Origin of the sequence: Variovorax sp. WDL1 (assembly GCF_001541225.1) — a bacterium.
Lineage (GTDB): Bacteria > Pseudomonadota > Gammaproteobacteria > Burkholderiales > Burkholderiaceae_C > Variovorax.
The window spans coordinates 114,099-139,222 of the sequence record NZ_LMTS01000025.1 but is presented as its reverse complement, the minus strand read 5'-3'; the positions used below and the strand labels follow the sequence as shown (position 1 = coordinate 139,222).

Sequence of the window (25,124 nt, the reverse complement as noted above, 5' to 3'; positions counted from 1 at the left end):
TTGTCGCGGCGACAATTAAACAATCGTAGCCGGATGCAATTACTTTAGTTGCACTGTTGTCACCTATATTGCTACCATCAGCGGTTCGATAACCTTCACGAACGAACCGATGAGCGCCGGAGATTCAAAGTCACCAGAACAGAAGCTTGCAACGTTTGGAGGTCGCTTGGACTTTGCGCTCGACGCGTTAGGCGTCCGCAATCGCGCGGCACTTGCGCGGCGTGCTGGTCTCCGGGAGGCCCAGAGCCTTTTAGCGGCGCTCCGTCGCGGCAGTGCGCAAAGTGAGTACTTTGAGCCCGTTCTCTCACTCCTTCCAGACCACCTCGTAAGCCATAGCTGGGTGCGCTTGGGAGAGGGGCGAGGCTTCCCGCGACCCCAGAAACAAGCAACAGCGTTCGACTTCGACAGCGAAGCTTCGCCAACCACTACGGAGGCCCCAGCTGCTTCCAGCCAGAGCCCATCGCTCAGCATCCCTCCGATTGCACTCAAGACGACCTTCAGCGGCGGCACAAAGCTCGAGGTTTGTCCCGACCTGAGCGGCGAACGAAGGGAGTTTGGAGCGTTGCGTAGCCCGTCAACTGGCGGCAGCGCCGGCAGCCTTGTCTTCGCCGAGATGCCGGACGGGTCAATGTCTCCGTACCTGATGCCCGGGGAGGCCTTCGCCCTGAACTATCGAGATACGGCCCCGGAGGAGGGGAAGCTCTACTGCCTGTGGAGAGCTGGTCAGCTCACAGTGCGAAAAGCACAATGCAAAGGTGACTCCGTTGTGCTGTTGGTCTCGCCTATCGAAGCAAAGGATGTCATCAACCTGGCAGAGAGCGCGAACGTGCAGGTACTCGGGCGGGTGGTTGGGCGCGCCGGCGCTGAGCTCTAGCCGTAGCGTCGAGCGATGAGCCCCCGACGTAGCCGGCCGGGGTCGTGCCACCGGCCCTGGTCACGGCTTCAGCAGCATCACAGCCAGTGCGCCAACCGAGGCGCCAATAGCGGTGACGGCCCAGGGGAACCACCAGCGCGCGTCGATGGGCGGATTCTTGACGAGCTGCGCCTGCTTTTGCATTTGCAGGTAGCTGACCTCCCTAGCCAGCGCCTGGAACTCTTCGTCGTTGGTCGGCAGTGGAACGGCGGCTTTGTTCATGCTGTCATCGTAGCGGATGTGGGTGGATTCGTCCTGCCACCCCGCCGCCTTCCTTAGCCGCTGCGTTCTGACGCCAGAGCAGTATGGCAGTATCCTTTAGCCATGAAGGCGGAACCGCCGAGAGAGCTCGCCCAGGTGAACTGCGTAACCTGTCTTGATAGCGGATGGGTCTGCGAAGACCACCCTGACCGGCCATCAGCGCTCGTAAGCGACAGCGGCTGCGAGTGCGGAGGCGCCGCCGTGCCCTGCGCATGCAACCGTGATGCGGTCTACGTGTTCGCGGAGGTGTATGCAGCTGTCGACCCGAGGTTGGGTAGCCGCTGGGTAGCCGTCCGGTCACAAACGCGGAAGCCAGGAAAGGTGCCAAGCCGGCGCTCCTGAGCGTCGCCTTGGCCGCCCCGACCCTCCGATTACCCGCGGGCTGGTCCTCTTCCCCGCCAAATGAGAAAAAAGGAGCTCCAGCACAGTTGGAGCTCCTTTGAATTAGATGTTCTGACGCAGCTGTACAGGAACAACCCAGCGACGCTGCTTAACCCGGACGGGTGTGCCCGGGTAGCTCGACGTGTGCCCACAGCAGTCGTGCTCGCAGCGGCAGCCAGTAGCGAAGTTGTCGCGCAGAACCTGCGCAACGATGTCCGCGGAGACGGCACGAGGGGCACGTACGGTGATGAAGCTTTGGCCGCCGGACCCGTACTCGGCCTCATGGTCCGATGGCGCCTGGTGGCGCACATTCAGGACGCGAAACCGACCCACGTGCTCATGTTCGTCCTCGGAGGCCCAGCCTTGGCGGAACCGATGGGTGAGGCGCTTGTATCCTTCGAAGTCGTAGCCCATTGAGATGTCCTTTGTGGTGAAAACTGCCACGTATAGGAAGTCTCGCGGGCGAAGCGTTCATACTTAAAACCATGCAACCTACCCAGCTGACCTGCGCGATTGTCACCAACCGCGATTCCATCAAGGCCCGGAGCCTGCACAAGTTCGGAAGCCCTGCAATCCAGATGTTCCATGACTCTGCGGACGTGTGGGAAGTGCAGGAGCTGCGGCTGTTCCCGAGCGGAACCGCATGTCTCGAAACCCGCCGCCTGGGGGACTTCGACGCCAAGCGCAACGCGTGGACGACCGAGCTGGGCGTGCGGATGGACGACATCGACGACGCGCGTGCCGCCAACCGGGCTGCGGCCGCCATGCTCGCCGAGATTGCCGGCAGTCTGCATCCCTCACGTCACAACACTTCGAAAACCGAGTTCTTCTATCCGACGCCTGACCTTTAGCGCGTCGCGCGGCCGGCCCGTGCTGGATGCGGCACGCCGCCGTCTCAGGCCGCCTAGAATCCGGCTCACCGGGAGGCGCCCAGGATGTTGGTTGCAACGGTGCAGGGGTCCCGACTACAAGCCGCCAAGGCCTCGAAGAGCCAGGCGCCGTTCCTGTGCCCAAATTGCCAGGAAACGTTGATTCTTCGCCAGGGCACGGTCCGCGTCGCTCATTTCGCACACCGCTCGACCATTGCGTGCGCCTGGACGGTCGGAGAGTCGCAAGCTCATCTGCAAGCCAAGCAGGCGATGGCGGACGCCCTGAGAAACTCGGGCTACGACGCGGAGCCAGAGGTCCCACTGGGCGCGCAGCGCGCCGATGTGTACGCGGAACGGGATGGAGAGCGCTTCGTCGTAGAACTCCAGCACACGCCCATCGACCCGAAGGAAATTGAGCGGCGCACGCGCGGGTACGTCGACATGGGTCTGCACGTGGCTTGGGTCAGCCTGGTGGACATCGACTACCGTTGCTTTCTGCGGCCGAGCGATATTCCGATACCGATGCGGTATTCGCCGCGGCCTTTCGAGCGGTGGATTGAGGTTTTCAGCTTCGGGCAGGTGCCCATGTTCAACCCCCTGCTCGGGGGAGTGCTCTGCGGAAAGCTACGTGCTTATAGAACGTCTGTGCCCGTGAGCGAGTGGACGGAGCGCGGAGGCGCCCAACGGTCCGCTGGCGGCTATGAAAAATCCTCACGGAGGTATGCAGACCTGTTTTGCGAAGCCTATTTACCTTTGGAGTGCCTGCAGCTGGAGCGCAGCTGGCGCTCCGTTGAACTGCGTGTAGGTGGGATGTCGTTTCCTCGGGGAGGACTGGCTAAGCTTACGGTTCGCCGCTAGGCGCGCCGCGCCTTCCGCGGACAGGTGCCACCCATCGTGGTCTTGGAGCTCGGCAAAGGAATAGCGCCTGCCTTAAGCAGGGCATCCACCTTCTTCTGGAAAGCGGCCCTGTGCTCGTCGCTTCCGGCGTCGACAGCATACGAGAGCTCGACCATTCGGCTCTTTGTAGGCAGAGTCCACTCTTCGACCTTCCAAGCAACTTTCTTTGACACGTCCTCCTTGAGCCGGCTCACGAGGTTGGAGCACGGCTTCGGCACCATGTTGAAGGACCTTGGATAGGCTGCGCTTGCGGGCGCCGCGACCGAGCAGCTGTAAGAAATCGCTTCGCGGATGACGGGCGGAAGATGGGGCTTCGTTTCGTCCTCCAGGACCCATGCGACGTCGACTTCCACCTTCGCATCCTGCGTACCTTGCAGGGGGCATTGCCAGTTCGGTAGCGTCTGCCTCGCCGTGGGGGTGTTAGGTCCGCGCAGCTTGTACATGGCCTCTGGTCCCTTCTTGTCGGTGCGCTCTCGAGCAATGACCTCGAAGCCCGGGCCCGGCAGCCCGGGCGGCTGCTTGACGGTCAGGTAGCGCACCTCGAACTTCTTCGGTTTGTCATCATCGATTTCCAGCTTGGTCGCCGCATCTGCAGCCGACTGGGGCCCCCCTTTGTCCGGGTCCCAGCGCACCGCGTATTCGGTCGCCTCGGCGAATACGGAAGCACTTGCCCCAAGCGCGCAGAGGGGCAAGAGGAGGGTGGCTGTTCTCATGGGGTTCTCCTTGTCACGCAGGACTCGAAGGCAGGGCAGACGTCGCAAAGTGTCGAGCGCAAGCTAGGTCCCCGTCAATGCTTGCTGACGTGATTTGTGGCGCGCATTCCAGGGCTGGGGAGGAGCGTGCCACCGAGGCGCCGTACCGCGGAGCGGCACATCGGCGGGCACAGGGCGGCAACAGCTGTCGACAGAAAGGCGACAGATGGCGTTCTGGACCTCCTCGCGGAACCTGGACTCCCTGCCACGTGCAAGCCCTCGGAACTCTGCCCTAGCGCTTCTTGACAGGGGCGTCGTCTGCCCGCGTCTCCAGCCATCGCTTGAAAAGGTGGTCGTCAAACTCGTAGGGTCCGCGTGGCGATTTTGAGAGCAGGTTGCTGTCATCCAAGGCGCGCATGACTGACTGCAAAGTCGATAGCGGCAGCTGCTTGAGCCCCAGCTTCGCCGCGATTGCGTGTGCGGTGGCACGCGCGAATGGCTTGAAATCGGGGGCCAGGCTCAGCTTGAGCACTTCGCGCTGAAGCTCGGTGAGCCTGCGCCAGGTGCCCTCGTAGTCATCCTGCCCGGCAGCCGCTTTGACAACATTTTCTGCAGCTTGCTCGAGCGTCAGCTCCGGCGTGGCCAGCAGGTGCATCACCGCGGTCAAGAAGGGCTCGGGACGGTGCTGCATCCTGTCGAGCACTGCGACGCCCGCTTCGATGTCCAACACCCGCGTGCCACCTGTCGCCGCGATGAATTTGGCAGCCGCAAACTCCACTAGGTCCCGGCCCAGTAGGGGGAAGTCGATGATGCCGAGTCCCGGGGCGTACAGCGGCGCTTGGGGGTCGGAGAACATGTGCGACAGGCGTGACCGGGAGGAGCCCGTGTAAACAACTCGCACGCAGTCTCGGTGCTTCGTCAGTGCGGTACGCAAGCTCTTGGCCACGTCTTCATTCGCCTCGGTGCGGGCGAGTTCTTGTGCTTCGTCCACCAAGAGCAGCAGCGGGTGCTTCGACGACAGCTTCCCCACGAGCTCGTCAATGCGCAGCCCTAATTCGGCCGTGGCCGTCTTCGCATCGGCGAACTCGAGCTCCGCCTCGCCCTTGAGCTCTCCAACGCTGCCCTTCATCTTCAACTTCTTGATAGGCTCGCGCAGCTTCGCAGCGGCGCGCTCGCGCAGGCTCTTGGGCTCGTGGGCCTCCTCCAGACCCCTCACGATGGCGAGCGCCGGCGAGACCGTGGTTTGCCAGAGGTCGACGTAGGCGACGCGGTATCCCGCCGCCTGAGCGGCCGGCGTCAAGTCCTTACGCAAGAAGACGGTCTTTCCCGTACGACGGGGCGCAAAGATGGATGTGCTCGTGACGACGCCAGCCCCCAATTGGGCCAGGTAGGCTTTAGCGAGGTCTGGTCGCGGGCAGTGCCAAAGGGGTTGAAGTGGTGACATTATGGTCAATTATGTCGTGCTTGCGTAATTGTACTTCTTCTACGTAATCGGACGTAGTCTTGCGGCTGGCGGAGGAGTGGAGAGGCTACCGACCAGAACATGCCGCGCTGAGCCCATGTCGCGAGCGAGCCCAGCCAAAAGATTGGCCCAGGGCGAACCTCCGGGTGAGCGCTTGCAGGCAGATTGTCACGTTCGCGATGTGCCACTAGGCGGCATGCACGGGCACAGGGCCTCCGACTTGCCGGCGGAACCGGCTCCGAATCACGACGCGGCGCTCGCCATGTGACGGCTGAACTGTCATATCGCGAGAGCGCACGTCATGGGCCGGCGGCTGCATGCGCCGTTTCTGGGAATTCCTCTTCCCAGCAATTGAGCCTACCCGGGCATTGCCTTAGTCGGGCGGGGCTGGGGCCCCGGGTAGAGCTTCAAGAGAACGACAGAGCGCCCCAGCCAAGGCTGGATAGCCCGGCGCGCGCCACCAAGCGTTGCTTGTTTGAACAGCTGGAGGACGATTCCCCCGAACAGGGCGGCAAGCGCGGCTCCGCCAGGCGTTGTGATTGGCCCAAAATGGTCCAACGCAACATGAGCAAGCGCGAGACCCCCGTAATACAGCGCCGCCGCGATGGCGAACAACGCCCCGCAAACCCCTGCGACTATGGCCGTAGCTCCTCTAGGCCTGTCGGGCACCGCGAAGGCAGAAAAGAGGCTCTGGAGGATGGCCATGTCCCCGAAGTCCATTTCTGGGTTCTGCACTTGGCCTAGCCTGAGGGTGCGTTGAATCGCGACTCTGCGGTCCGACGTCGAGGCGAGTTCGTCGAGCATTCGGATGGCTTCTCGTTTCCTCAGTCTCGGCGCCGCGGGAATGGTGATTGGCGCTCGGAAGAGGGCAAGCATTTCCGATTTGGACTGTCCATCGAGCCGCGCAAGCCTTAGGCCCTCTGCGAGCGCACTTCCCAAATACGCTGACTTCAGGTTTAACCCTAGGTCGAGTGCGCTGCCCAGTAGGCCTAGAGCTCCCCGACTTTGGGTTAGGACCCGCAGGGCTTGCACGGCAGCATGAAACCGGGCCTCACATCCTCGACGGTATTCCGCGCCGTATGCGTGGGGTTCCGGAATGTGGCTGAGCAGATGGTCGAGGGGCTTCCGTCGGAGGCGAAGTTTGTGGAAGGAAAAGGCGTTCACCAAGATGTCCTTCGCCCCGGTGGGGCGTGGACGATATAGGGGTGGCGATTTATTTCATCCGGTTGGATGCCGGATTTGGACCGCTTGCCAAGGCTGAACGCCCCAGCGCCTGTTGCTTGCTGGCTCCGATTTTCAGGCCCGGCGCGTCGCCAGCAGCAGGAGGCCGGCGTCGAGTTGGCTTCGCTGGACGCATAAACACCAGCCCTATACCGAGTATCAGCCCTGCCACCCACTGCAGGGCTTCTACTTGCAGCACCCCCTCAGGCCATTTCCGCAAAGAGCCGCGCCAGCGGTAGAGGACATCTCGTATCAATTTGCGGGTGCTGCTCCGACCTGGAGCAGATTTGGCATCAAAAATCACAAATGGAGCAGCTCCCGAGCAGCTCATCAAGTCCAAGAAACGCGTTCGCGACTTGGCAGAGGTTTACACGCGCAGTGACGAAGTCAACGCGATGCTGAACCTCATTCCTGGGAAGGTTTCTATCGAACAGACCTTCCTAGAGCCGGCCTGCGGAAACGGCAACTTCCTCATTGAGATTCTGCGCCGAAAGCTGCAGGCGGACGCAGCTACCCACGCTTACTTCGAGCCCGACAAGAAAGGCCGCGTAGCCCAGTTTCCCAAGCGCGGTAAGGCTGAAGACGTTGCTCTGCTGGCGATTCGGGCGGTGGCTTCGATTTACGGCTTCGACATCTGCCCAAACAACATCGCAGAGACGCAAGCACGGCTGTACGCCTACGTCATGTATGGCGAAGACCTACTGCTGCCAGGCTTCATCACGGGCTCGGACCTGCACACCCAGGCGTACATCGAAGCAGTCACCCCAGAGCACGCTCTGCCGCTCGCCACCGACTACGAGGCATGCCTATTCCGCTTTGCGGACCAGATGGCGCGGCTCCGCAAGACCCACGAGCGCTCCGACGCGATTAGCCCACTTCTGCGAGACATGCTGAAGCTGGTCCTGGCAAGAAACTTCCAGCAGGGCGACTTCCTGGCTAAACAGGACTCAGCCGGCCAACCCCTCACTGTGGGCAAGTGGACCTTCTTGTCTGGAAAGGTGCGCCTCGAAGACTTCCTGCTTGCCGATGTCGGAGCTGACCAGCCCAAGCCGGTCAGCGGGTTGCCGCTACGAACTCTGACCGAGTTCGTGAAGGGGGCTCGCAATGCATGACTCCCTTCTGGGCCAGCACAAGCCGGACATTCTTGACTGCATCGCCAACCTCAGCAACGACGAGGTTTTCACACCTCCCGCGGTAGCCAACAGGATGTTGGACCTGCTGCCGGCGGAGGTTTGGACGAATCCGGAACTGCGCTTCCTGGACCCTGGCTGCAAATCTGGCGTGTTCTTGCGTGAGGCCGCCAAGCGCCTAATGAAAGGGCTGGAAGACGCCATCCCGGACGAAGCCGCCCGGCTCGAGCACGTTTTCAAGAACATGCTGCACGGCATTGCGATTACGGAGCTGACGGCTCAGATTTCGCGCCGTACGTTGTATTACTCCAAGGACGCTTCGTCGAAGCAGTCCGTTGTTTCGCTGCCTACTGCGGACGGAAACATCCGCTACCAGAACATCTCGCACGCCTTCAAGGCGGGCTCGTGCGTCCTCTGCGGCGCGCCGGAAGCAGCCGGACGCCACTTGGAATCCCTGGAATCTCACGCTTACCTTTTCATTCACGAAGACCTGGACCCGTCCATGAAATTTGACGTCATCATTGGCAACCCTCCTTATCAGCTCAAAGATGGCGAAGGCGGCAATGGTTCAAGCGCAAAACCGATTTATCAACATTTCATTGGTTCGGCTATTTCCATGAACCCCCGCTATCTGTCTATGATTATCCCATCGCGCTGGTTCACCGACGGCAAAGGGCTGGAGTCCTTTCGAGAGAAAATGCTCGGGGACTCTCGAGTAAAGACAATTGTCGACCACTTTTCTTCCGCTGATTGCTTTCCCGGCGTGGATATTGCCGGGGGTGTTTGCTATTTCCTGTGGGACGCTCGTCACGACGGCCTTTGCGAAGTCACCACGAAAGCCAACTCAGGCGAGATAACTGCGACTCGTCGCCTTAATGAGTTTGATACGTTTGTCCGCGATGGTCGAGCGTTGCCGATTCTCGAGAAGGTCCGAGGCGCTAGCGACAAAATGCTAAATGCCGTTGTGTCTAGCCGAAAGCCGTTTGGCTTAGACTCCGCAGTACGGCCCTCCACCCACGGAGACCTAACCCTTCTGTGGAGCGGGGGCTCGGGGCCTATCGAAAAAAACAGAGTCACTACGAACGCCGACATTGTTGATAAGTGGAAAGCCATTACTTCCAAGGTGTCATACGACCATGCGGGAATGCCCGACAAGAACGGACTTCGGCGAGTCCTATCTAAAGTAGAAGTCCTTCCTCCGGGTCACGTGTGCACAGAAACGTACCTGGTTGCCGGCTCATTTGACACCAAAGAAGAGGCTGAAAACCTTACGGGGTACATGAAGACCAAGTTTTTCCGATTCTTGGTTTCTCTATTGTCAGTTACGCAAAACATTACGAAAGAGAAATTCGCCTTTGTGCCTCAGTTGCCTATGACCGAGCCCTGGGACGACGCCAAGCTGTATGCCCGATATGGGTTGACTTTAGCTGAAATCGCCTACATCGAATCCTTGATTAAGGAAATGGCATGAGCGACACCTCTCGCTTCTTTGGGGAACTTGGTCACCCTCAAATCTACGCCTATACAGAGCCTCACTACAAGGAACGCGAGTGGGAGGGGGCTCGCCAAGGCAAGGGCCTGCTGAAAATCGGCTACACCGAGCGCAAGGAAGCCCTAACCCGCATCTGGGAGCAGTTCCCCACGAAGAAGGCTGACGCCCAGCCGTTCGAGCTGGTCTTCGTGTCCGAAGCGGTCGACGACAAGGGAGCAGTGTTCAAGGACCATCTGCTGCACCGCTTGCTGGTGGAGCGCGGGGTGCGCCGCGTCAACGGCGAGTGGTTCGAATGCACGCTCGAGGAGCTCGAGACGCTGGTCGCCGAGGTCAAGCTAGGCCGGTCGCTTGCACTCGGCCGCCACCAGACCTTTGGCCTGCGCCCCGAGCAAGAGGCCGCCGTGGCCGCGACCGCCGACTACTTCACCAGGCTCTCCGAGGAGGCTGCCGGCAAGGCGCCTCACTTCTTGTGGAACGCCAAAATGCGCTTTGGCAAGACGTTTACTACCTACCAGCTTGCCAAGCGCATGGGCTGGAAGCGCATTCTGGTGCTGACCTTCAAGCCCGCCGTTCAGAACGCCTGGAAGGAGGATTTGGCTTCGCACGTCGACTTCGACGGCTGGCAGTTCATCGGACAAGGCGACGAAGCGAAGGAAATCCACCCTGACGCACCCCTGGTGTGGTTCGCGTCCTTCCAGGATATCCTGGGAAAGGCCGCGGACGGCAGCATCAAGCAGAAGTTCCAGACCTGCTACGCCATCGATTGGGACTGCGTGGTGCTCGATGAATACCACTACGGCAGCTGGCGCGACGGCGCCAAGGAGCTGTACATCGACGACCGCGCTGACTCCACAGACCTTGAACTGGAAGGCAACGTCGACGAGACGGCCTTCCCGCTGGCGGTCAAGAGCTACCTCTACCTGTCTGGCACGCCGTTCCGTGCGTTGCAGAACGGGGAGTTCACCGAAGACCAAATTTTCAACTGGACCTACACCGACGAACAGCGCGCAAAGGCGACCTGGCCGGGCTACGCCGGCAAGAACCCGTACCTGTCACTGCCGCAGCTCATCATGATGACCTACCAAGTGCCGGAGGCCATCCGAAGCATCGCGATGCAGGGGGAGCTCAACGAGTTCCACCTGAACGAGTTCTTCAAAGCCGCGGGGGAGGGCAAGGACGCCAAGTTCCTGCACCAGGAGCAGGTGAGCCAGTGGCTAAGCCTCATCCGTGGCCAGTACCTGCCTTCGGCCGTCGGCGCAATGAAGGACGGAGTGCGGCCGCCGCTGCCGTTCGAGGATGCGCGACTCCAGCGATACCTGAATCACACCCTGTGGTTTCTGCCGTCGGTGGCAGCTTGTGACGCCATGGCCAACCTCCTGGCGGCCCCTCAGCACAGCTTCTTCCACGAGTACAAGGTGGTTGTCTCCGCGGGTAACAAGGCGGGGATGGGCGCCGCGGCGCTGGCTCCGGTCTTGGCTGCCATGGGCAACCCGCTCAAGACGAAGACCATCACCTTGTCGTGCGGCAAGTTGACTACGGGTATCTCCGTGCCCGCTTGGTCGGGCATCTTCATGCTCCGCAGTCTGGAGAGCCCGGAAAGCTACTTCCAAGCGGCCTTCCGCGTCCAGACGCCTTGGGTCCTCCGCAACCAGGACCCGACGGACCCTAGTGGCGCTGAGATTCTCAAGCAACAGTGCTACGTCTTCGACTTCGCACCCAGCCGTGCTCTTCGGCTCATCGCCGACTACAGCGGCCAGTTGGACATCCACGAGACCGTGGCGCCCGAAGCCAAAATTGCCGAATTCGTGCAGTTCCTGCCGGTGCTTTGCTACGACGGCTACAAGATGTACCCGCTGGATGCTGGGCAGCTGCTGGACATCGTGGTGGCCGGTACGGCCTCGACCATGCTTGCGCGACGCTTCCAGAGCGCCCAGCTGGTCAACCTCGACGCGGACGCCCTGAAGGCACTGCAGGGCGCCCCGCATCTGTTGGAGGCGCTCGCCAATATCGAAGCCTTCCGGAATCTGAACAAGCAGCTCGACGCGGTCATCTCATCCGAAAAGGCTCTGAAGGCGAAGAAGGCCAAGGGCGAAAAGCTGACCAAGGCGGAGGAGAAGGAACAGAAGGAGAACCAGTCTTGGCGTAAGGAGCTGCGAGAGAACCTCTTGAAGTTCATCACCCGTATCCCCGTGTTCATGTACCTGACCGATGAGCGCGAGGCAGGGTTGAAGGACGTCATCGAGAACATTGAGCCGGGGCTATTCACCCGGGTGACAGGCTTGAGCATCGAGAACTTCCGGTCGCTGTGTGAGCTGAACGTATTCCACAGCGGCAACCTCAATTCAGCTGTCTTCGCGTTCAAAAATTACGAGGAAGGAAGCCTCTCGTACGCGGGCAATTCGAAGGTGAGCGACACGGTTGGCGGATGGGATACGACGCTTACTCGCGCGGAGGCCATCGAGCTAGTGAGAGGGGATTAACGTGGCCATCTTCGACAGGATTTTCCAATCTATCGTGACTTGCGAGTGTGGTGCGATGTACGAGCGCAGTACCGTCAAGCTACCGTTGAAAGACTCAGACAGCTATAGCTGCGCTGCGTGTGGCTTGATGCTTGAGACTTGGGTCAAGACGACCCGCATACCGGACTATCGCCGGCTTCCCGTGCCGGCTGGCAGCCCTCCAGCTGAGCCGGGTTGTTAGTTGCGGGTAGTCGGAGCACAGCGCGCGAAGGCACAGCGTTGCAGGGCCCAGGTAGCGGTGTCGTGGACCTCAGCCGGAGGCGGCCGACCAAGGCAGTCGCTGCTTTTGCGCTTCCTCATGCCAGCGGTCCTCCTCTTCGTGGACATACAAGGAGGTGGTCCTGGCGTCTGCGTGGCGTGCGTCCTTCTGAACGTACCGTGTTTCCATTCCGGCATTCACCTTGGCCGTGATGCCGGTGTGCCGGCCCCAGTGCGCTGAAGCCTTCCGGAGCTTTTCTCGCTTGTGTTCGGATGCGGCCGGGAGGAGCTCGGCGGCATCGGAAAAGAGCTCTTTCAGAATCTGGTTGAGACGCCGCCCAGTGATAGGACTGCCGTCCTTGACTGAGACTAGGAGGGGCGAATCGTCCTTGGGGGAGGGCGCGGCCGAGAGCTTCCGGTGCTTCCGGTAGCGGACAAGGGCTTCCATCATGTCGTCAGGAACCGGCAGCTTTGCCTTCTTGTGTCCCTTGCCGACGACGAACCACCACCATTGGCCACGAACCTCCCTGAAGCTGTTCATCCGCATGGTTTCGAGCTCGCTGATGCGTGGCGCGAGCATGTACAGGAACGCGCAAACGAAGCGCAACCGTTCTTTCTCGTCCGCCTGGCGCTCGGATTCGTCTGGCATCTGCTCGATTGCCTTGGTCACGCATTGCCACATCTCGTCGTCCAGGAACCGCTCAACCGTGGCTCCTTCGTCGGGCTGCCAGGGCTTCGTCACTTCCGAAGCTGTTGGCTCGCTCCGGAGCTTGTGCCGGCGCTGGCGAATCAACCCCAAGGGGTTGCCGGTCAGGTAGCCGGCGTCGACCAGGTAGCGCATCAGCGAATTGATGGCCGCCACCGCGGTCATCACTGCGGACTCGCTCAACGGACCGACGAATGGCCGCCAGCGCTCAGACGCTCTAGGCGCTTTGGGCCCGCACCAAGTCGCGGTCGGTTGCGGGTCCGCCAAGAAGTTCAGGTAACCCTCGAAGTCCTGGCGCGTGAGTGCCGACAGTGGCTTCTCGCACTCGAGCCAGCTCCACAGCATCAGCCGCTCGCATTCCTTCAGGTAGGTTCTGTACGTCGCCGGCGACTTGTCGTACTCGGCTAGGAACGACATCACCGCGTCGCGGTCCGTGAGCGCTGTGATTTGAAGGTTGTCGATGGGCGCACGGTTCAGCCCGTCGTGACCCTGGAGATGCTCGGGAGGTTGCAGTTCGGCGAGCGGACGTATCGAGAGGGCGCTTTTGGCGGTTTCGGCGGTCAAGGGGTCTCCAGAACGTGTTTTCCAACACTTCTGATAATACCGGTTATCAGAAGCAGGAGGTGGGACTTCGAGTGGTTTCGTCGGCTACTATTTTGGGCCCGCCTACCCCGCCTACCCCGCCTGTCCGAACCCCGAGATTCCTCCAGCATGCAACGAGCTAGCAAGCAATCCCTCGACCACTACGACGAGCGCCGTCGGTGTAGCCAGGCGCTGGAACCCGCCGCTCGGAAGCTCATGCAGCAGATGCAGGACCGTGAAGTGTTGTGCATCGTTAAAGACAAGCCTTGGGCCTCGTACCGGGTAAATTCGGCGACTAGGGACGAAGTGGTTCAGCTAGCGGAGATGCAGCTCGCAACTGCATGTGGCGGGTCGCTGGGGGACGTGCTCGAGTGCCTCGACCCCCTTCCGGCTCCAGATTCGCTACGGGAAGACGATGTCTGGAAGGCGGCCCTGAGGTCTTTGGAAGGACCCGACCACTCCCCTCCAGCGTTTCGCTGGTGGCCGAACACGACCGCGGGCCAAAGGGAATTTGCAGCAGCTGCCGCATCCTGTGGGTTGGCTGAGGAAGCTGCCATGCTCGTAGCCCGAGGCCATAGCCGATAAGCGGGGGGCCTGGTCCCTGGCCCTTTCGCGCAGGGTCAATCCTCGCGAGCCTGAAGTGACGCAAGTGCCTGAAGTGCCTTACGGAACTCCTCTTGGCCATCGAAATACCGGTTATCCGAAGTCTCCGGCGGCTGATTCGACGCCGACCTTCCCTGTTCCGCGCGCTAGCGCGCGGACCCCTATTCCTCGAGGTACTCAGGGATTCGCACCAGGAGCTCCCGGACGACAGAGGCAATGGATAGCCGTACCGACCCCGGACCCTTCTGGTCGCAGGCAGTGAGCAGGCGCCGCATCTCGTAAGAGCCGGGTCGGCTTCCCGGGAACTTCACGGTTGCGTCAAACAGCCCATCAGCCGCGGTTCTCAGGTCCGCGGCGGCGGGGCCTTGGCTGAGCCCGAACCTTGCACCGTACTCCGATGGCGTGATACGCCGCCCAGGGGCCCCTTCGAGGGCAAGCCTTAGGAGCCTCTTCTCCGGAACAGAAAGCGAGTGCACCGCGCGAGCTACTGCGGCCAGTGCTAGGTTCTCATCGTCCATATCTTTGGTCCAGTTCGGCTCGGCCCTCTAAGGGCGAGCCCTTGACGCGTCGCTCAGTTGGTCCGCCATCATTGCGATGCTCGCGACAACACGCGCGGCTTGTTTGAGCTCCACGCGGTCGGAGTGCATTCGCAAGTTGTCGTCCACGACTGAGAACATCCTGTCGCCGTCGTGGGAGCCACGAAGCTTCTGCCATGCGACGACCCCCGACTCCTCGAGTTGCTCCCGCGTGAACACCACGCCTTCAATGTCGTCGTAACCCCGGTCGCAAAGGTGGAACAGGTCGTCCTCGAATCGCCCAGGGTCACGGACGAACACGTACGGGATGTCACCTCCGATGTGGGCCATCAGGTCGCCCACGCCTGGGTCGTCCGATACGTGGTCGCCGATGTAATCCAATTGCTTGGCCCAACGCATGAGCTCAACCACCGCTGCATGGCTCTGGTCCCCTGGTCGTTGCACGCGCAACCGAAGCTGGGGCAACGGTGCGTCGATGGTTGTCCAGGGCGCGGCATCCGAGCCTGCGACGAGCCTTCCGGCCTTGCCGGCCGCCGCGGCCGCATTCCAGTCCCTGAAGCCGTTCTGCTTTGCGACGGCCTCCAATGCGTCGGCTCGCTTGAGCGGGTGCCCTGAGGCCTTGGCTTGCACCTGCAATGCCTCCGCCTGAGCCTTGAGGCCGTAAAGCGAGTCATGCGTATGCGTCGATTTGAATTCCATGGTTTCTCCATATCCAGGCACATCAACAGGCGTTGTTCGCATTACGCCGGCCTGGGAAAACCAAGGTGGCGACAAGAGTTCGAAGAGCAGATTCACCAAGCCTGGAGGAGGCGCGAACGGCGGGGCTGCTACCCACTGGTCCAAAGTGTATCGCGAGGTGCGGCTTTCAGGGGCCACTTGCTAGACCGGGCATGCCCCAACCGTCTGCCCTGCGTCAGGCCGCTCCCGCCAGGAGCGCCCTTCCCGGCCTCTGCTCCCTGAACGGCGTTGGCGTCCTTTGGGACGTTGACGGCGTCCTTGTGCACAGCGAGCCACTCCACGTGGAGAAGCTAGTGGCGGTGGCGCGCCGCTACGGCGTCGAGATTCCCGCAGCTGCTTTCTCGACGGTACAGCGCTTCACCGTGCCTGGAGCGGACGGCGCGCCGGTGGAGGCCCAAATGCCGCTATACGGCGCCGGCGACAAGAACGTCTACCACTGGCTGGTGAGCATCCGCCCTGAAATCAAGCAGGTACTCTCGCTGGACCAGTGGCTTGCTCTGCTCCTGGACCACTACATTGCGCAAGCACACCGCATCCAAGCCCGTGGCTCGATACCTGACGTGGTCAGCCAACTCGCATTGGCGGGGGCGCGCCAGGGCGTGGTTACGAGCGGCATCCCTGCCCAGGTGACCGCCAACCTCAAAACCGTGGGCCCGGCCTGCGAGCACTTTGCCTTCGTCTTGACGGCAGACGATGTGGCGCGGTCAAAGCCGCACCCTGAGGGCTATTTGCGAGGCGCCGCGCTGCTGACCGAAAAGATTTTGTCGGCAAAATCCGGCCCGCTCGCCATCGTTGCGGTGGAAGACAGCCCTCCTGGTGTTCGGGCAGCCTTGGACGCAGGGCTGCTGTGCATCCAATTTCTGCTGCCAGGCCAGGTGCCTGAAGTCTTGACGCCGCACGAAGCGGGCCGTTTTCGGGCCGCGACGAGCGCCGAAGAGGTGCTGGTTGCCATCCGCGCGTTTGCCGAGCAGCAGCGCGGGCGGTAGACCGCCCTGGGGGGGCAAGCTTCAGGCCGCGAGGGCCTTTTCGAACTCGGCGACGGCTTCCTTGCTCAGCCACTGGTGGATGTGCTTGTCTCGGATGGGGCCGTGGTGCTTCAGGGTGAACCGAAGCAGCCGAGCACAGTACTCGATGGCGAACGCATGGTTGGCCTTGGTGACTGCCTGGAACGTCTCGCAATCGAGGGTGCCGGCGGCGGCTCGCACCAGGTCCTTGAGGGACTGGTCGAAATTCATGGAGTTACCCGAAACCTGGAAGATTCCGGCCTCGATGGTGCACGGCGTGTTGGAGTCCGGGTTGGTCGTATCGACGCCTGCCGTCCACCTCCAAGAACTCTCGTAGCCGGCGAGCACCCGTAACACCTCAAGCATCACCGCCCTCCTCTGGCGCATATCCCCAGGCGTGAAGGGGCCGAGCACCGGGGCAACGTCGGAATAGATTTCGTGCTGCGGTCGAGGGGCGAAGACGTCGTCGGGGGCGGTTTTGGCCCATGCGACGATTTCGTCCAGGAAGGCATCCGGTGCGACCCCTCGGTTGTGGACCTTCTTCTTCGCGGCAACGAATGGCGTCGGGTTAGGCATCAGGCGTACCTCCTGGGACGCGGATGGTCCCACCGTTCTGCCGGCGCGGCAAGCCCGCGGCCGCCACCGCGTGCGGGCCAGCGTGAAAAAGCCCTGTGAACAGGTCACAGGGCTTTGGAATGAGCGAAACGAATTTAGACCGCGGTCCGGGGCGCGTCGAGCTCGTCGAGCTTGTCAGCAAAAGCCAGGAGGCCGGCGCCGAGAGCGCGCAACTCGCTGGGTGTGAGCCGCGACGGCAGCTTGATGCTGATGTCGGGCGTCTTGTCCGTCAGCAACGTAGCCTTGATGGCCGTCTGGGTCTTGCCCTTGAGCTCGACCTCGAGCTGGGCCATCCCGCGGACTGTTCCGCTGGGCGTCTTGAATATCTGCTTGTTGATTTGATGCATCGGTTGGTGACCTTGAGGTCTTCCCTGTGGCAATGTCCGCTGGGTCTTGGGAGGGGACGCCGCCCCTCAGCCCTCTTCGACGGCCTGAGCCTGGCGCGTGTCGACGACCACACCGGCCTTGGTGAACTCGGCCATGGTGTAGCCCTTCTTCACGGCGCTCGACCAGATGAGGGCGTGCTCGCAGACGAAGGCCGCGCGGGCGCCGTAGGCCGAGTCGCTGAAGGTGTCGTAGAGGACGGCATTGTGGGGCCGCGGGGTCACGACGGCGAAATGCCCCTTGCGGTGCCAATCGGAGTGCTGATTTTCTTGGTTCGGCATGACTTGTCCTTTGGTCTGGTTGGCCTGAGAGGTATAGCGCCCTGCCCTCGCCAGTAAACATCGGCGCCCGAAAGGGGCGCTCTGGACCGGTCTTAGGCCGCCGGCCTGCAGTCTGGTGGACCCCGCCGGCGGGCGCTCCTAAACCCTTCCTCGGCTGCCCTGCCCCGCTAGCTATACGGCGCAGGACATAACCAAGGAAAACCATGCAATACAACAAGACGGCTCTCGAGCTCGACCTCTTCGTGAACAGCTCCACCCACGTGGACGGCACGGTGACCCAGCTAGAGAAGCTGTTTTACCCCTTTGAAGACATCACCGACAAGTCCGTCTCGCTGGCTGCGGCCTACCGCGCGCGCGTGACGACCCCGACAGGCGACCACACGGTCTTCGTGTCCTACCGGGAACTGGCCGGAGCGCCGACCTACAACCTGTGGTGTGGCGACAAGTTCTCCGAAGGCAAGGACCTCACCGACGCGCAAGCGAAGGAGCGCTGCAAAAAGGCGGCGGAAGGAACTTCCGACCCGAGGACGCTGATTGCCCAGATGATGTCCGAAGGCTTCGCCAAAATGGCGGAGTCGACGGGCTGCAACTTCTGGCGGCTGATGCGAAGCAACAAGATTTGCAAGCACGTCGAAACGTTCCTGTTTCACCTGAAGACGAACAACCCGGACTTCGCGAACGAGCTGGCAACGGACTACAAGGCCGTTGCAAGCGGCGTGCCGGCCACGGCCGCCGTGTCCTCGAAGCACTACACCCTCGTAGACCTGGCCTTCCGAGTGCCGGTGCTCTACGAGGGTGACCGCGGCGCAGGCAAGACCTTCGAAGCTCGCGCGTTCGCGCGCAGCCGAAAGCTGCCGTACGTGGAATGCCCGGGGCACGAAGGTATCGAGGCGCCCGACCTGCTCGGCTTTCTTGTGCCATACGGCCCTGGCCAGATGGTGTGGAAGGACGGACCGCTTTCCGAAGCGTTCCGCAAAGCTCAGAAGGGCAAGACGGTGCTGGTGCTGGACGAAATTCTGCGCATCCCAAATCGCGAGCTCTCCATCCTGCTGACGGCGTTCTCGCCGGACAACGGGGTGTACCGGCTGCGCACCGGTCGAATCGTATCTGTGGAAGACGGCATCGCGAGCGAAGAAACGCTCGAATGCCCGGTCGAAAACCTCTGTGTCGTGGCGACCACCAACGTGGGCTCCGAATACGCGGTGGATGACTGTGACCCGGCGTTGGCCGAGCGATTCATTGTGCTGCGCAAGGACACGAACGAGGCTGAACTGAAGCGCATCCTCACGGGGATTGCGGTCAAGAACAGGCTCTCCGCTACCGAGGTGACGAAGGCTCTCAAGTTCTTCAAGCACATGGGTGAGGCGATGAACAACGGGCTGGTGAAAAACATCCCGACGACCCGAACCATGGCTCGCGCGTTCGAGCTGGCGGTGGTCGATGAGGACGTTGTCAAGGGGCTGCGCTCGCAGATTCTTCTGTGGGTTGCGCGCACCAGCGAAGGCAAACCTGTCGCGGAGCAGGTGACGTTCGTGACGACGACTTTGGACAAAGACTTCCCTTAAATAAAGGAGCTAACAATGCACGCGCTTTCCTTCGCAGGGCACTCTCTGCGACCACGTGGCGCGCCGGTAGCGCCTTCGCCTCCGCCGCCACCCCCGCCACCTCGGCGGTACACGCTGTCCGACCAGTTCTTCAAAGGATGCATCGACCGCGCAATCCAGGCGGCAATCTTCGGCCCGGTAACGCTGGGCGAGAAGCAGGTTGTGAAGATGAAGCCTTCGTTCGACACGGCTTGCTGGGTCCACCTGCCGCCGCATCGAATCTACATCGGGACGGACCTGTTCGAGAAGGACATGGTCAAGCCGAAGCTCTCGAGCGAGCTGCAAGAAAAGTACATCGCCAACCACTATCACCACGAGCGGGCTCACGCCCTGTACACGATTCGAGACCTCACGGTCCCAAAGAAGACTCTGGCGAAGATGAAGGCACCGTTCTCGCTCTGGAATCTGTTCGAAGATGCGTATATCGAGGACCGGTATCGCCGCGAGGCAAGCTACCAGTTCGAATGGCGCCTCATGGAGGACGGCGACTTCAACAGCCGACCGGAAAGCGTCCTGTTCGCGTTGATTCAGCGCGAAGGCGCACTGGACGACGTGACTGCTGACCTCGATGCCTGGACCTACAACGCAAAGAAGGCAGGAAGGCCCGACGGGCCCATTGCCATCGACGCAACGGGTCTGCGCCTGGAGCCTGACGTCAAGTCGGCGCTCAAGGTCTGGCTGCCGAAGGTTGCATTGTTCTACGCGCGAGCTGTCGCCGTAAGCGGCTCGATGGACCTTATGCCCATCATCAAGGCGTGGATTGCCGAGTTTGGCCTGCCGCCTGAGCGTCCGCCTGGCAGTGGCCAGTTTCCGGGAATCTCCTCGGACCTCCAGCTGGGTCAGGGGCTGCAAGCGAGCCCTGAAGCACTCGCGGAGTTCGACAAGGATGCCAAGCCCATGATGGGCGGCGAAACACCTCGCGGAAGCGGGGGGAAGGGCACCGAGGCAGAAGACGACGCGTCTAAGGACGTCCCGGTGTCGCAAAAAGGCACCGTTCTCGGTGACGCGGAGCACTACGTGGACCCGTCAAGGGTGGACGCGGTGTTCCAGAAGCTGAGGAAGTTCTTCGAATCGAAGAGCCGCCATGTTTCGACCTTGACGCCACAGCGGCGGGTTTCGGCGAGGCACTTCGCGGTCGGCCGCGCGCCCTACCGAAAGGTGGAGTTGCAGGGCCGCGCCAAGAAGAAAATCGTGATTGTGGTGGATTGCTCCGGCTCTATGGGCATGAATGACGGCCTCCACATCAATGAGGCACGCATCCTGGTCGCCGCGCTCTCGGAGCTGGCACGCAAGGGGCTCCTTTCCGGACACGTCGTCCTCACGGGTGTCGAAAAAGGGCCAATCCACGAGACCTATGAGCTTCCGATGCAGGTCGAGACCACGTCCAGAATCGGTGCCGAGTTTGGGGCCGAGGGGCTGGAAGCGGCCATTCGCGCAAACATGAAGCTGTGCAAGGAGGCGGACTACGTGTTCGTCTACACGGACGGACACATCACGGACCACCGCATCAAGAAGTCGGAACTGCACGCGCAGGGTGTTTACACCTGGGGCCTCTATGCGGGTTTCGACCAGTCGCTCCTGGCGGGCCTCCTGGCGTACTTCGATAAGGCCGTGCTGCGCACCTGCGCAGAGGACTTGGTCGACGCCATGCTAGCGCAGACAAAGTAGCTAGCCTTTCTTCAAAGCCTTGTCGCTCCGCGGCAAGGCTTTTTTCTAGATTGCTGGCTGGCTTGGCGGCCGGTTTAGGGCGTGGGCCCGCGCCGGCGCAACTCCCTATACGCGGTCAAGGAAACCAAACCAGAAAGACCATGCGTCAAGACAAAGCCATCAAGTACTTGCGGCACGCCGCAAGCTTTGCCCGAGAGTTCTCCAAGGACCGTTCGACTAAGGTCGGCGCCCTGTTCCTGCACCCAACGGATTTCACCATCCTGACCGCCGGCTACAACGGCATGCCCCGTGGGGCTGACGACGATGCTCCCGAGCGCCACGAGCGGCCTCTGAAATACGAGTATTTCGAGCACGGCGAGCGAAACGGTGTCTTCAATGCCGTCCGCCCGCTCCTTCGAGGCTCGATTTGCCTGACAACCGAAGTGCCGGGGATGAGCACCGCGCGCGCCGTCATTGCGGTGGGCGCCAGCGAGCTCTGGTTCCCGTACACCCAACTGCCGACAGATGGGCTCAAGCGAGCCCTCGCCCTGTTCGCAGAAACGGGGGTCAAGGTGCAGTCGTACCGCGGAGGCGTCGTCGCCGGCGACCCAGAACGGCACACCCGCAAGCTGACCGCATACCTGGCGCATGCACGCTCCTTGGCAGCAAACCTGGCCAAGGACCCTCGCGCCGGCGCTACGCTCTTCCTCGAACCGGGCACCTACACCCAGCTCGCCGAAGGCTACAGTGGTATGCCACGCGGCTCCAATGATGGCGCGAGCCACCGCTACGACGGCGAGGAACGACAGTTCTGGGTCGAGGACTCGGTGCGCAATGCCATCTACAACAAGGCACGGCCCTTGCTGACCGGCAGCGTCGCTGTCGTCACTGAAATGCCCTGCTCGGAATGCTTGCGCGCCATCGCTGCAGTCGGCGCCTCGGAGGTCGTCACGACGCCTCCTTCGGCCGAGTTCCAGGCCCGTTGGGCCGAACAGCTCGAGCGTACGCGCGCAATGGCGGACGAGCTTGGCATCTCGCTGACTTTCGTACCCCGCGATGAGCTCGCCCCCGCAAAGCTGGAGTTCGCGCTGTAGGCCCGCGCTCCCGCTGATTTCAAAAGCTCCTGCCGGCATTTGCCTGCAGGAGCTTTTCTGTGGCTAAAGCGGGTGCGCTAAACGGCGCATGCGAATTCCCCCGCCCGACCTGCTCGCGCGGCTTGACCCGAGTGCATTCAACCTTGCGAATGCTCCGCATGCGAGCCTCGCCCACCCCGACCCCGACGAACTAGGCCTTGACCAAGGTCGTCGAAGTTTCCTGCGCGCGGCCGCCGGCGCGGCCGCTGCCGGCTTCCTCCCTCCGGCAAACAGCGCGATGGTGTTCAATACGGATGTGGGCTCGGAGCCCGCGAAAGAAGACGCCCCTGCCCCGCAGGCGGTCGAAGAGGGCAAGGCGGAGCTGGTGCTGCCTCAGGCTCCCCGGCAACAGGCGATGCGTCGCCTTGCGATTGGCGAAATCCCAGGAGACTTCTGGGAGCGCTCCCGCGAGCTGCACCTCCAACGTCAAGGCACGTCCGAGCGGATGCGAATCGTCTACTGGCGCGACGGGAAGCTGGTCCCTGAGGGCTACTGGGCCGCCTGCAACCTGCTACGGGACGTCAAAGCCAAGATGATGACCTACATGGACCCAGCGGTCCTGGACATTCTGCGCGGCATCCTTGGCTACTACGAGGCCTGGAACTGGAACTACCCCATCATCATCACCTCCGGCTACCGGACGGTTGGGACCAACAATGGCCTGAAGTCCGAAGGAGCAGCGAAGAACTCGATGCACCTTTACGGGCGCGCGGTCGACCTCTACATGCAACGCATCCCGGTCGCCCACCTCGGCCAACTTGGCATGCACTTCCAGCGCGGGGGTGTGGGCTTCTACCCGCAAAGAGGCTTCGTGCACCTCGATACAGGGCGCCTGCGCAGCTGGAAAGGCTAGGGGTACGGATGGCCGGGCCCAATAGGCCTACTTCGGCTGGACGGCCATGACAGTTTCTATGGGCAAGCGCCGTTTCATTTGAGACGCCCAGCGCCCCTTGCGGGGGCAATCGCTAGACGTGAACAGGACAACCAACCCCCCCTGTTCATGGAAATCTCATTCAACCACGTCATCAAGCTGGCAGCCCGCTTGGGGCGCAGCATCCACATCTTCGACCTGGAGTGCACCACCTTTCGCGGCATGGCGAACTTTGGCATCACCGAGGTTGCCGGCTTCCGGGTCTGGCCTGACAAGGACTCCGGCGCCATCTACAGCCACCTCATCAACCCCGAGCGAGAAATCTCGCGTGAAGCTCAAAAGCTGACCGGCATCACACAGAGCATGGTCGCCGACAAAGAGCTTTGGGGTGCGCGCTACGCCGCCGACTACCGTCGAATGGCCGGCGACACCTGGCTCACCGGGTACAACATCAAGACCTTCGACCTTCATGCCGTCAAAGACATGAACGAGCGGTACGGATTCCCCATCGACGAGTTCAAGTTCGTCTTCGACGTCCGGGACCTTCACCTGAACCTGTCGTGCGCTGAAAACAAAAAGGGAACGCTCGTCGAGGTGGCCGCGATGTACGGCGTGACCCCCAAAGGCGCAGCGCACAGGGCCAAGGCCGACGTTATCCTGACGGTGGAGACCCTGGACAAAATCATCGACCTCTACGGGATGCAGGCGGTCCTCGACCGAATTCTCCCGAAGGCCGATGGGGCCTACGACAAGCTGACAGCTCAAGCCATCGCGAAGTTCGTCAAGAACAAGACCCAGGTCTCGCTCCCGCAACTCGCCAAGGCCTTTGTCACGGACGAAAAAAAGGTGAGCTTCGAGCTCGGCCGGGCCATCGACGAGCGCCTGGTCGACCCGACCATCTTCGCGGCCGCGGACACGCAGCATTGGCTTGCTGAAGCACTTGTTGAAGTCAACGGTGAGCTCGTCACTGGCGGCAAGCTGAAGCCTCTGTACGAGGCCTTGGCGTCCGGCAAGCCTGAAGGCGTGCTGCTGGACTACGTGCAGCTGCGCGTGGCCCTCAGTAGCATGGGCATGGACTGGAGCTCTCGAAAGCCCACCTGAAGCGACAATTCGAAACGCCGGCAATGCCGGCGTTTTTCTTTCACTAGGCGGCCAGAAGGGCCGGGCTGTCGTCCGTGTCGGCGCTGAGGTCCAGAAGAACCGTTTTTTGCTGCTGGTACAAGACCGAGATGCGGGTGACCCGCTCATCCGTGAGCTTGAGCAGCGCTTCCTGGCAGGGCTGTCCCACCGGGTAGTAGACCCAGCGCAGCGTCTTGGCGCAGATTTCGGCCAGGAGACGCGTATGCAGGCGCGCGGCCGGGATGCGGGAAGTCCGCCAGCCGCCACGGTCAAGAACGCGAACGTCCACGAACGTATCCGGGGCTGCGGTGCGGTCGATGTTGATGTCAAAGAGGGGTGCGAAGCTCTCAAGGCGGCGGCGGTCGGTTTCAGTGAGCTTCTCAGTTGCTCGAACGATGGTTGCGGTCATTGCGGTCTTTCCATAGGCGTTAGCCGTGGAGGTTCATCTGGCGGGCGGAGCCCGGGCTAAACCAGTAACAGCGCACAAATGCAAGCAAGGAGCGCTGTACCAGCGGGGTACCGCAGGGCAACCGCCACGTCCGTCGAGGAAGGAATGGCCGCCCAGGCGGTGATTCCACCCACCATCCCCCAAAGGAGTTCCTCTCCTATTGCGGCGGACGATGGGCGGAGCCAGAGAATCCAATAGCTCGCGGCGCCAAGCACCCACAAGGGGGCCAGTGCCACGAATCCAGTCGAAAGTTTTCCTGGGGTGAATGTGACAGAGCCGAGTTCCCAGTAGTTGTCGCGAACCCGCTTCGGGATGAGCGAAAAGCCCGCTGGCCGGCAGCCAAGGAGCAACGCAACGACGAAATGCGAAAGCTCGTGCGCGACCGTGGAGGGCAGCGACTGCACCGCAAGCATCGCAATGCGCCTGGTGGTCAGGAAATGCAGGCAGATGAGCCCGGCGACGATATGGCTGAGGTTCATGGCGCGCAACTCAGCAGCGGCGGCTCGTAACCGTCCGAGACGCGTTCTAGGAGGTTTAGGGGTCGACCGCCCACCACTCCGCCACGAAGGAGGAACTCACGCAGGCCGGCCGGGCTTGAAATGTTGCGTCCGCAGTGCAGCAGGCGCGCCTGGAAGGGCATCGGGCGGACGCGAAGGGGCGCCGAACCCAGTTGCCGGAGGTGGTTCCTCGACAGATTCTCTGTTTCGATAAACCGTCTAGCAACCAACCCACCAAATTTTTAGCCTTTCCGAATTTAAAGGGCGTCTTCTAGACAGACGGTCCTCTTCCGCTAGCTATAGGTGGCTGGTAGAGCTTCT

Annotated in this window: 24 protein-coding genes; 11 read left to right on the top strand and 13 right to left on the bottom strand. The window is 61.8% G+C overall.

All coding sequences use genetic code 11. The features are described 5' to 3' along the window. Window positions 1-934: 934 nt before the first annotated feature. Both APY03_RS02935 and APY03_RS02930 read right to left on the bottom strand, forming a co-directional pair. Entirely contained in the window at window positions 935-1,135 is a 201-nt protein-coding gene (locus tag APY03_RS02935; protein WP_068673708.1) for a hypothetical protein, read from the bottom strand. A gap of 483 nt (window positions 1,136-1,618) precedes the next feature. After that, a complete protein-coding gene (locus APY03_RS02930; protein WP_068673706.1) occupies window positions 1,619-1,969 on the bottom strand; it encodes a hypothetical protein in 351 nt (116 codons plus the stop codon). 71 nt (window positions 1,970-2,040) lie between these two features. On the opposite strand from APY03_RS02930, the gene APY03_RS02925 reads away from it, so the two are divergent. Continuing rightward, complete coding sequence (locus APY03_RS02925; protein WP_068673704.1) at window positions 2,041-2,406, top strand: hypothetical protein; 366 nt, start codon at window positions 2,041-2,043, stop codon at window positions 2,404-2,406. Window positions 2,407-2,490: 84 nt separating this feature from the next. Then, on the top strand, window positions 2,491-3,282 hold the full coding sequence (locus tag APY03_RS02920; RefSeq protein ID WP_068673703.1) for a competence protein CoiA: 792 nt from the start codon (window positions 2,491-2,493) through the stop codon (window positions 3,280-3,282). On the opposite strand, the gene APY03_RS02915 is transcribed toward APY03_RS02920, so the two are convergent. From APY03_RS02915 to APY03_RS02905, 3 genes are all read right to left on the bottom strand, one after another. Continuing rightward, on the bottom strand, window positions 3,279-4,034 hold the full coding sequence (locus APY03_RS02915; protein ID WP_068673701.1) for a hypothetical protein: 756 nt from the start codon (window positions 4,032-4,034) through the stop codon (window positions 3,279-3,281). The genes APY03_RS02920 and APY03_RS02915 overlap by 4 nt on opposite strands. A 271-nt stretch (window positions 4,035-4,305) precedes the next feature. Further along, the gene (locus tag APY03_RS02910) at window positions 4,306-5,391 is read right to left on the bottom strand and encodes a hypothetical protein (protein ID WP_232324140.1); all 1,086 of its coding nucleotides are present in this window, start codon (window positions 5,389-5,391) and stop codon (window positions 4,306-4,308) included. A 441-nt stretch (window positions 5,392-5,832) separates the two neighbouring features. Next, entirely contained in the window at window positions 5,833-6,279 is a 447-nt protein-coding gene (locus APY03_RS02905) for a hypothetical protein (protein WP_068673696.1), read from the bottom strand. Window positions 6,280-6,983: 704 nt separating this feature from the next. On the opposite strand from APY03_RS02905, the gene APY03_RS02900 reads away from it, so the two are divergent. The 3 genes from APY03_RS02900 to APY03_RS02890 are packed head-to-tail and all read left to right on the top strand — an operon-like array spanning window position 6,984 to window position 11,798. Next, the gene (locus APY03_RS02900; protein WP_068673694.1) at window positions 6,984-7,808 is read left to right on the top strand and encodes a hypothetical protein; all 825 of its coding nucleotides are present in this window, start codon (window positions 6,984-6,986) and stop codon (window positions 7,806-7,808) included. Next, a complete protein-coding gene (locus tag APY03_RS02895; RefSeq protein ID WP_068673691.1) occupies window positions 7,801-9,297 on the top strand; it encodes an Eco57I restriction-modification methylase domain-containing protein in 1,497 nt (498 codons plus the stop codon). Before APY03_RS02900 ends, APY03_RS02895 begins: the two co-directional genes overlap by 8 nt. After that, window positions 9,294-11,798, top strand: a complete 2,505-nt coding sequence (locus APY03_RS02890; RefSeq protein ID WP_068673690.1) for a GIY-YIG nuclease family protein — start codon at window positions 9,294-9,296, stop codon at window positions 11,796-11,798. Before APY03_RS02895 ends, APY03_RS02890 begins: the two co-directional genes overlap by 4 nt. Before the next feature lie 289 nt (window positions 11,799-12,087). On the opposite strand, the gene APY03_RS02885 is transcribed toward APY03_RS02890, so the two are convergent. The 3 genes from APY03_RS02885 to APY03_RS02870 all read right to left on the bottom strand — a co-directional run bounded on the left by APY03_RS02885 (window position 12,088) and on the right by APY03_RS02870 (window position 15,257). Then, window positions 12,088-12,906, bottom strand: a complete 819-nt coding sequence (locus tag APY03_RS02885) for a tyrosine-type recombinase/integrase (RefSeq protein WP_206605932.1) — start codon at window positions 12,904-12,906, stop codon at window positions 12,088-12,090. 1,181 nt (window positions 12,907-14,087) lie between these two features. Further along, a complete protein-coding gene (locus tag APY03_RS02875; protein ID WP_068673684.1) occupies window positions 14,088-14,444 on the bottom strand; it encodes a hypothetical protein in 357 nt (118 codons plus the stop codon). Window positions 14,445-14,471: 27 nt separating this feature from the next. Next, complete coding sequence (locus tag APY03_RS02870) at window positions 14,472-15,257, bottom strand: glyoxalase superfamily protein (RefSeq protein ID WP_146039470.1); 786 nt, start codon at window positions 15,255-15,257, stop codon at window positions 14,472-14,474. Window positions 15,258-15,352: 95 nt separating this feature from the next. On the opposite strand from APY03_RS02870, the gene APY03_RS02865 reads away from it, so the two are divergent. Further along, complete coding sequence (locus tag APY03_RS02865) at window positions 15,353-16,186, top strand: HAD family hydrolase (protein ID WP_083944128.1); 834 nt, start codon at window positions 15,353-15,355, stop codon at window positions 16,184-16,186. A gap of 21 nt (window positions 16,187-16,207) precedes the next feature. Here the strand turns inward: APY03_RS02865 and APY03_RS02860 are convergent, their stop codons facing one another. The 3 genes from APY03_RS02860 to APY03_RS02850 all read right to left on the bottom strand — a co-directional run bounded on the left by APY03_RS02860 (window position 16,208) and on the right by APY03_RS02850 (window position 17,484). Beyond that, entirely contained in the window at window positions 16,208-16,780 is a 573-nt protein-coding gene (locus tag APY03_RS02860) for a hypothetical protein (protein WP_068673678.1), read from the bottom strand. Window positions 16,781-16,914: 134 nt separating this feature from the next. Continuing rightward, complete coding sequence (locus tag APY03_RS02855; protein ID WP_102905895.1) at window positions 16,915-17,166, bottom strand: hypothetical protein; 252 nt, start codon at window positions 17,164-17,166, stop codon at window positions 16,915-16,917. A 66-nt stretch (window positions 17,167-17,232) separates the two neighbouring features. Next, on the bottom strand, window positions 17,233-17,484 hold the full coding sequence (locus tag APY03_RS02850) for a hypothetical protein (protein WP_068673675.1): 252 nt from the start codon (window positions 17,482-17,484) through the stop codon (window positions 17,233-17,235). Between the two features lie 203 nt (window positions 17,485-17,687). Between APY03_RS02850 and APY03_RS02845 the strand changes: the two genes are divergently transcribed. The 5 genes from APY03_RS02845 (at window position 17,688) to APY03_RS02825 (ending at window position 23,840) form a co-directional block, all read left to right on the top strand. Continuing rightward, a complete protein-coding gene (locus APY03_RS02845; RefSeq protein WP_068673673.1) occupies window positions 17,688-19,049 on the top strand; it encodes an AAA family ATPase in 1,362 nt (453 codons plus the stop codon). Between the two features lie 291 nt (window positions 19,050-19,340). After that, the gene (locus APY03_RS02840) at window positions 19,341-20,756 is read left to right on the top strand and encodes a VWA domain-containing protein (RefSeq protein ID WP_146039471.1); all 1,416 of its coding nucleotides are present in this window, start codon (window positions 19,341-19,343) and stop codon (window positions 20,754-20,756) included. A gap of 50 nt (window positions 20,757-20,806) precedes the next feature. Further along, window positions 20,807-21,829 carry a hypothetical protein gene (locus tag APY03_RS02835; RefSeq protein ID WP_198161207.1) on the top strand — a complete coding sequence of 341 codons (1,023 nt, stop codon included), beginning with the start codon at window positions 20,807-20,809 and terminating at the stop codon, window positions 21,827-21,829. Window positions 21,830-21,917: 88 nt separating this feature from the next. Next, the gene (locus APY03_RS39970; RefSeq protein WP_083944127.1) at window positions 21,918-22,721 is read left to right on the top strand and encodes a YcbK family protein; all 804 of its coding nucleotides are present in this window, start codon (window positions 21,918-21,920) and stop codon (window positions 22,719-22,721) included. A 147-nt stretch (window positions 22,722-22,868) separates the two neighbouring features. Then, the gene (locus APY03_RS02825) at window positions 22,869-23,840 is read left to right on the top strand and encodes a 3'-5' exonuclease (RefSeq protein WP_068673667.1); all 972 of its coding nucleotides are present in this window, start codon (window positions 22,869-22,871) and stop codon (window positions 23,838-23,840) included. A 43-nt stretch (window positions 23,841-23,883) separates the two neighbouring features. On the opposite strand, the gene APY03_RS02820 is transcribed toward APY03_RS02825, so the two are convergent. Beyond that, window positions 23,884-24,267: a hypothetical protein gene (locus tag APY03_RS02820; protein WP_068673665.1), complete on the bottom strand. Its 384-nt coding sequence runs from the start codon at window positions 24,265-24,267 to the stop codon at window positions 23,884-23,886. Window positions 24,268-24,323: 56 nt separating this feature from the next. Next, a complete protein-coding gene (locus APY03_RS02815; protein WP_068673663.1) occupies window positions 24,324-24,785 on the bottom strand; it encodes a hypothetical protein in 462 nt (153 codons plus the stop codon). Between the last annotated feature and the right edge of the window lie 339 nt (window positions 24,786-25,124).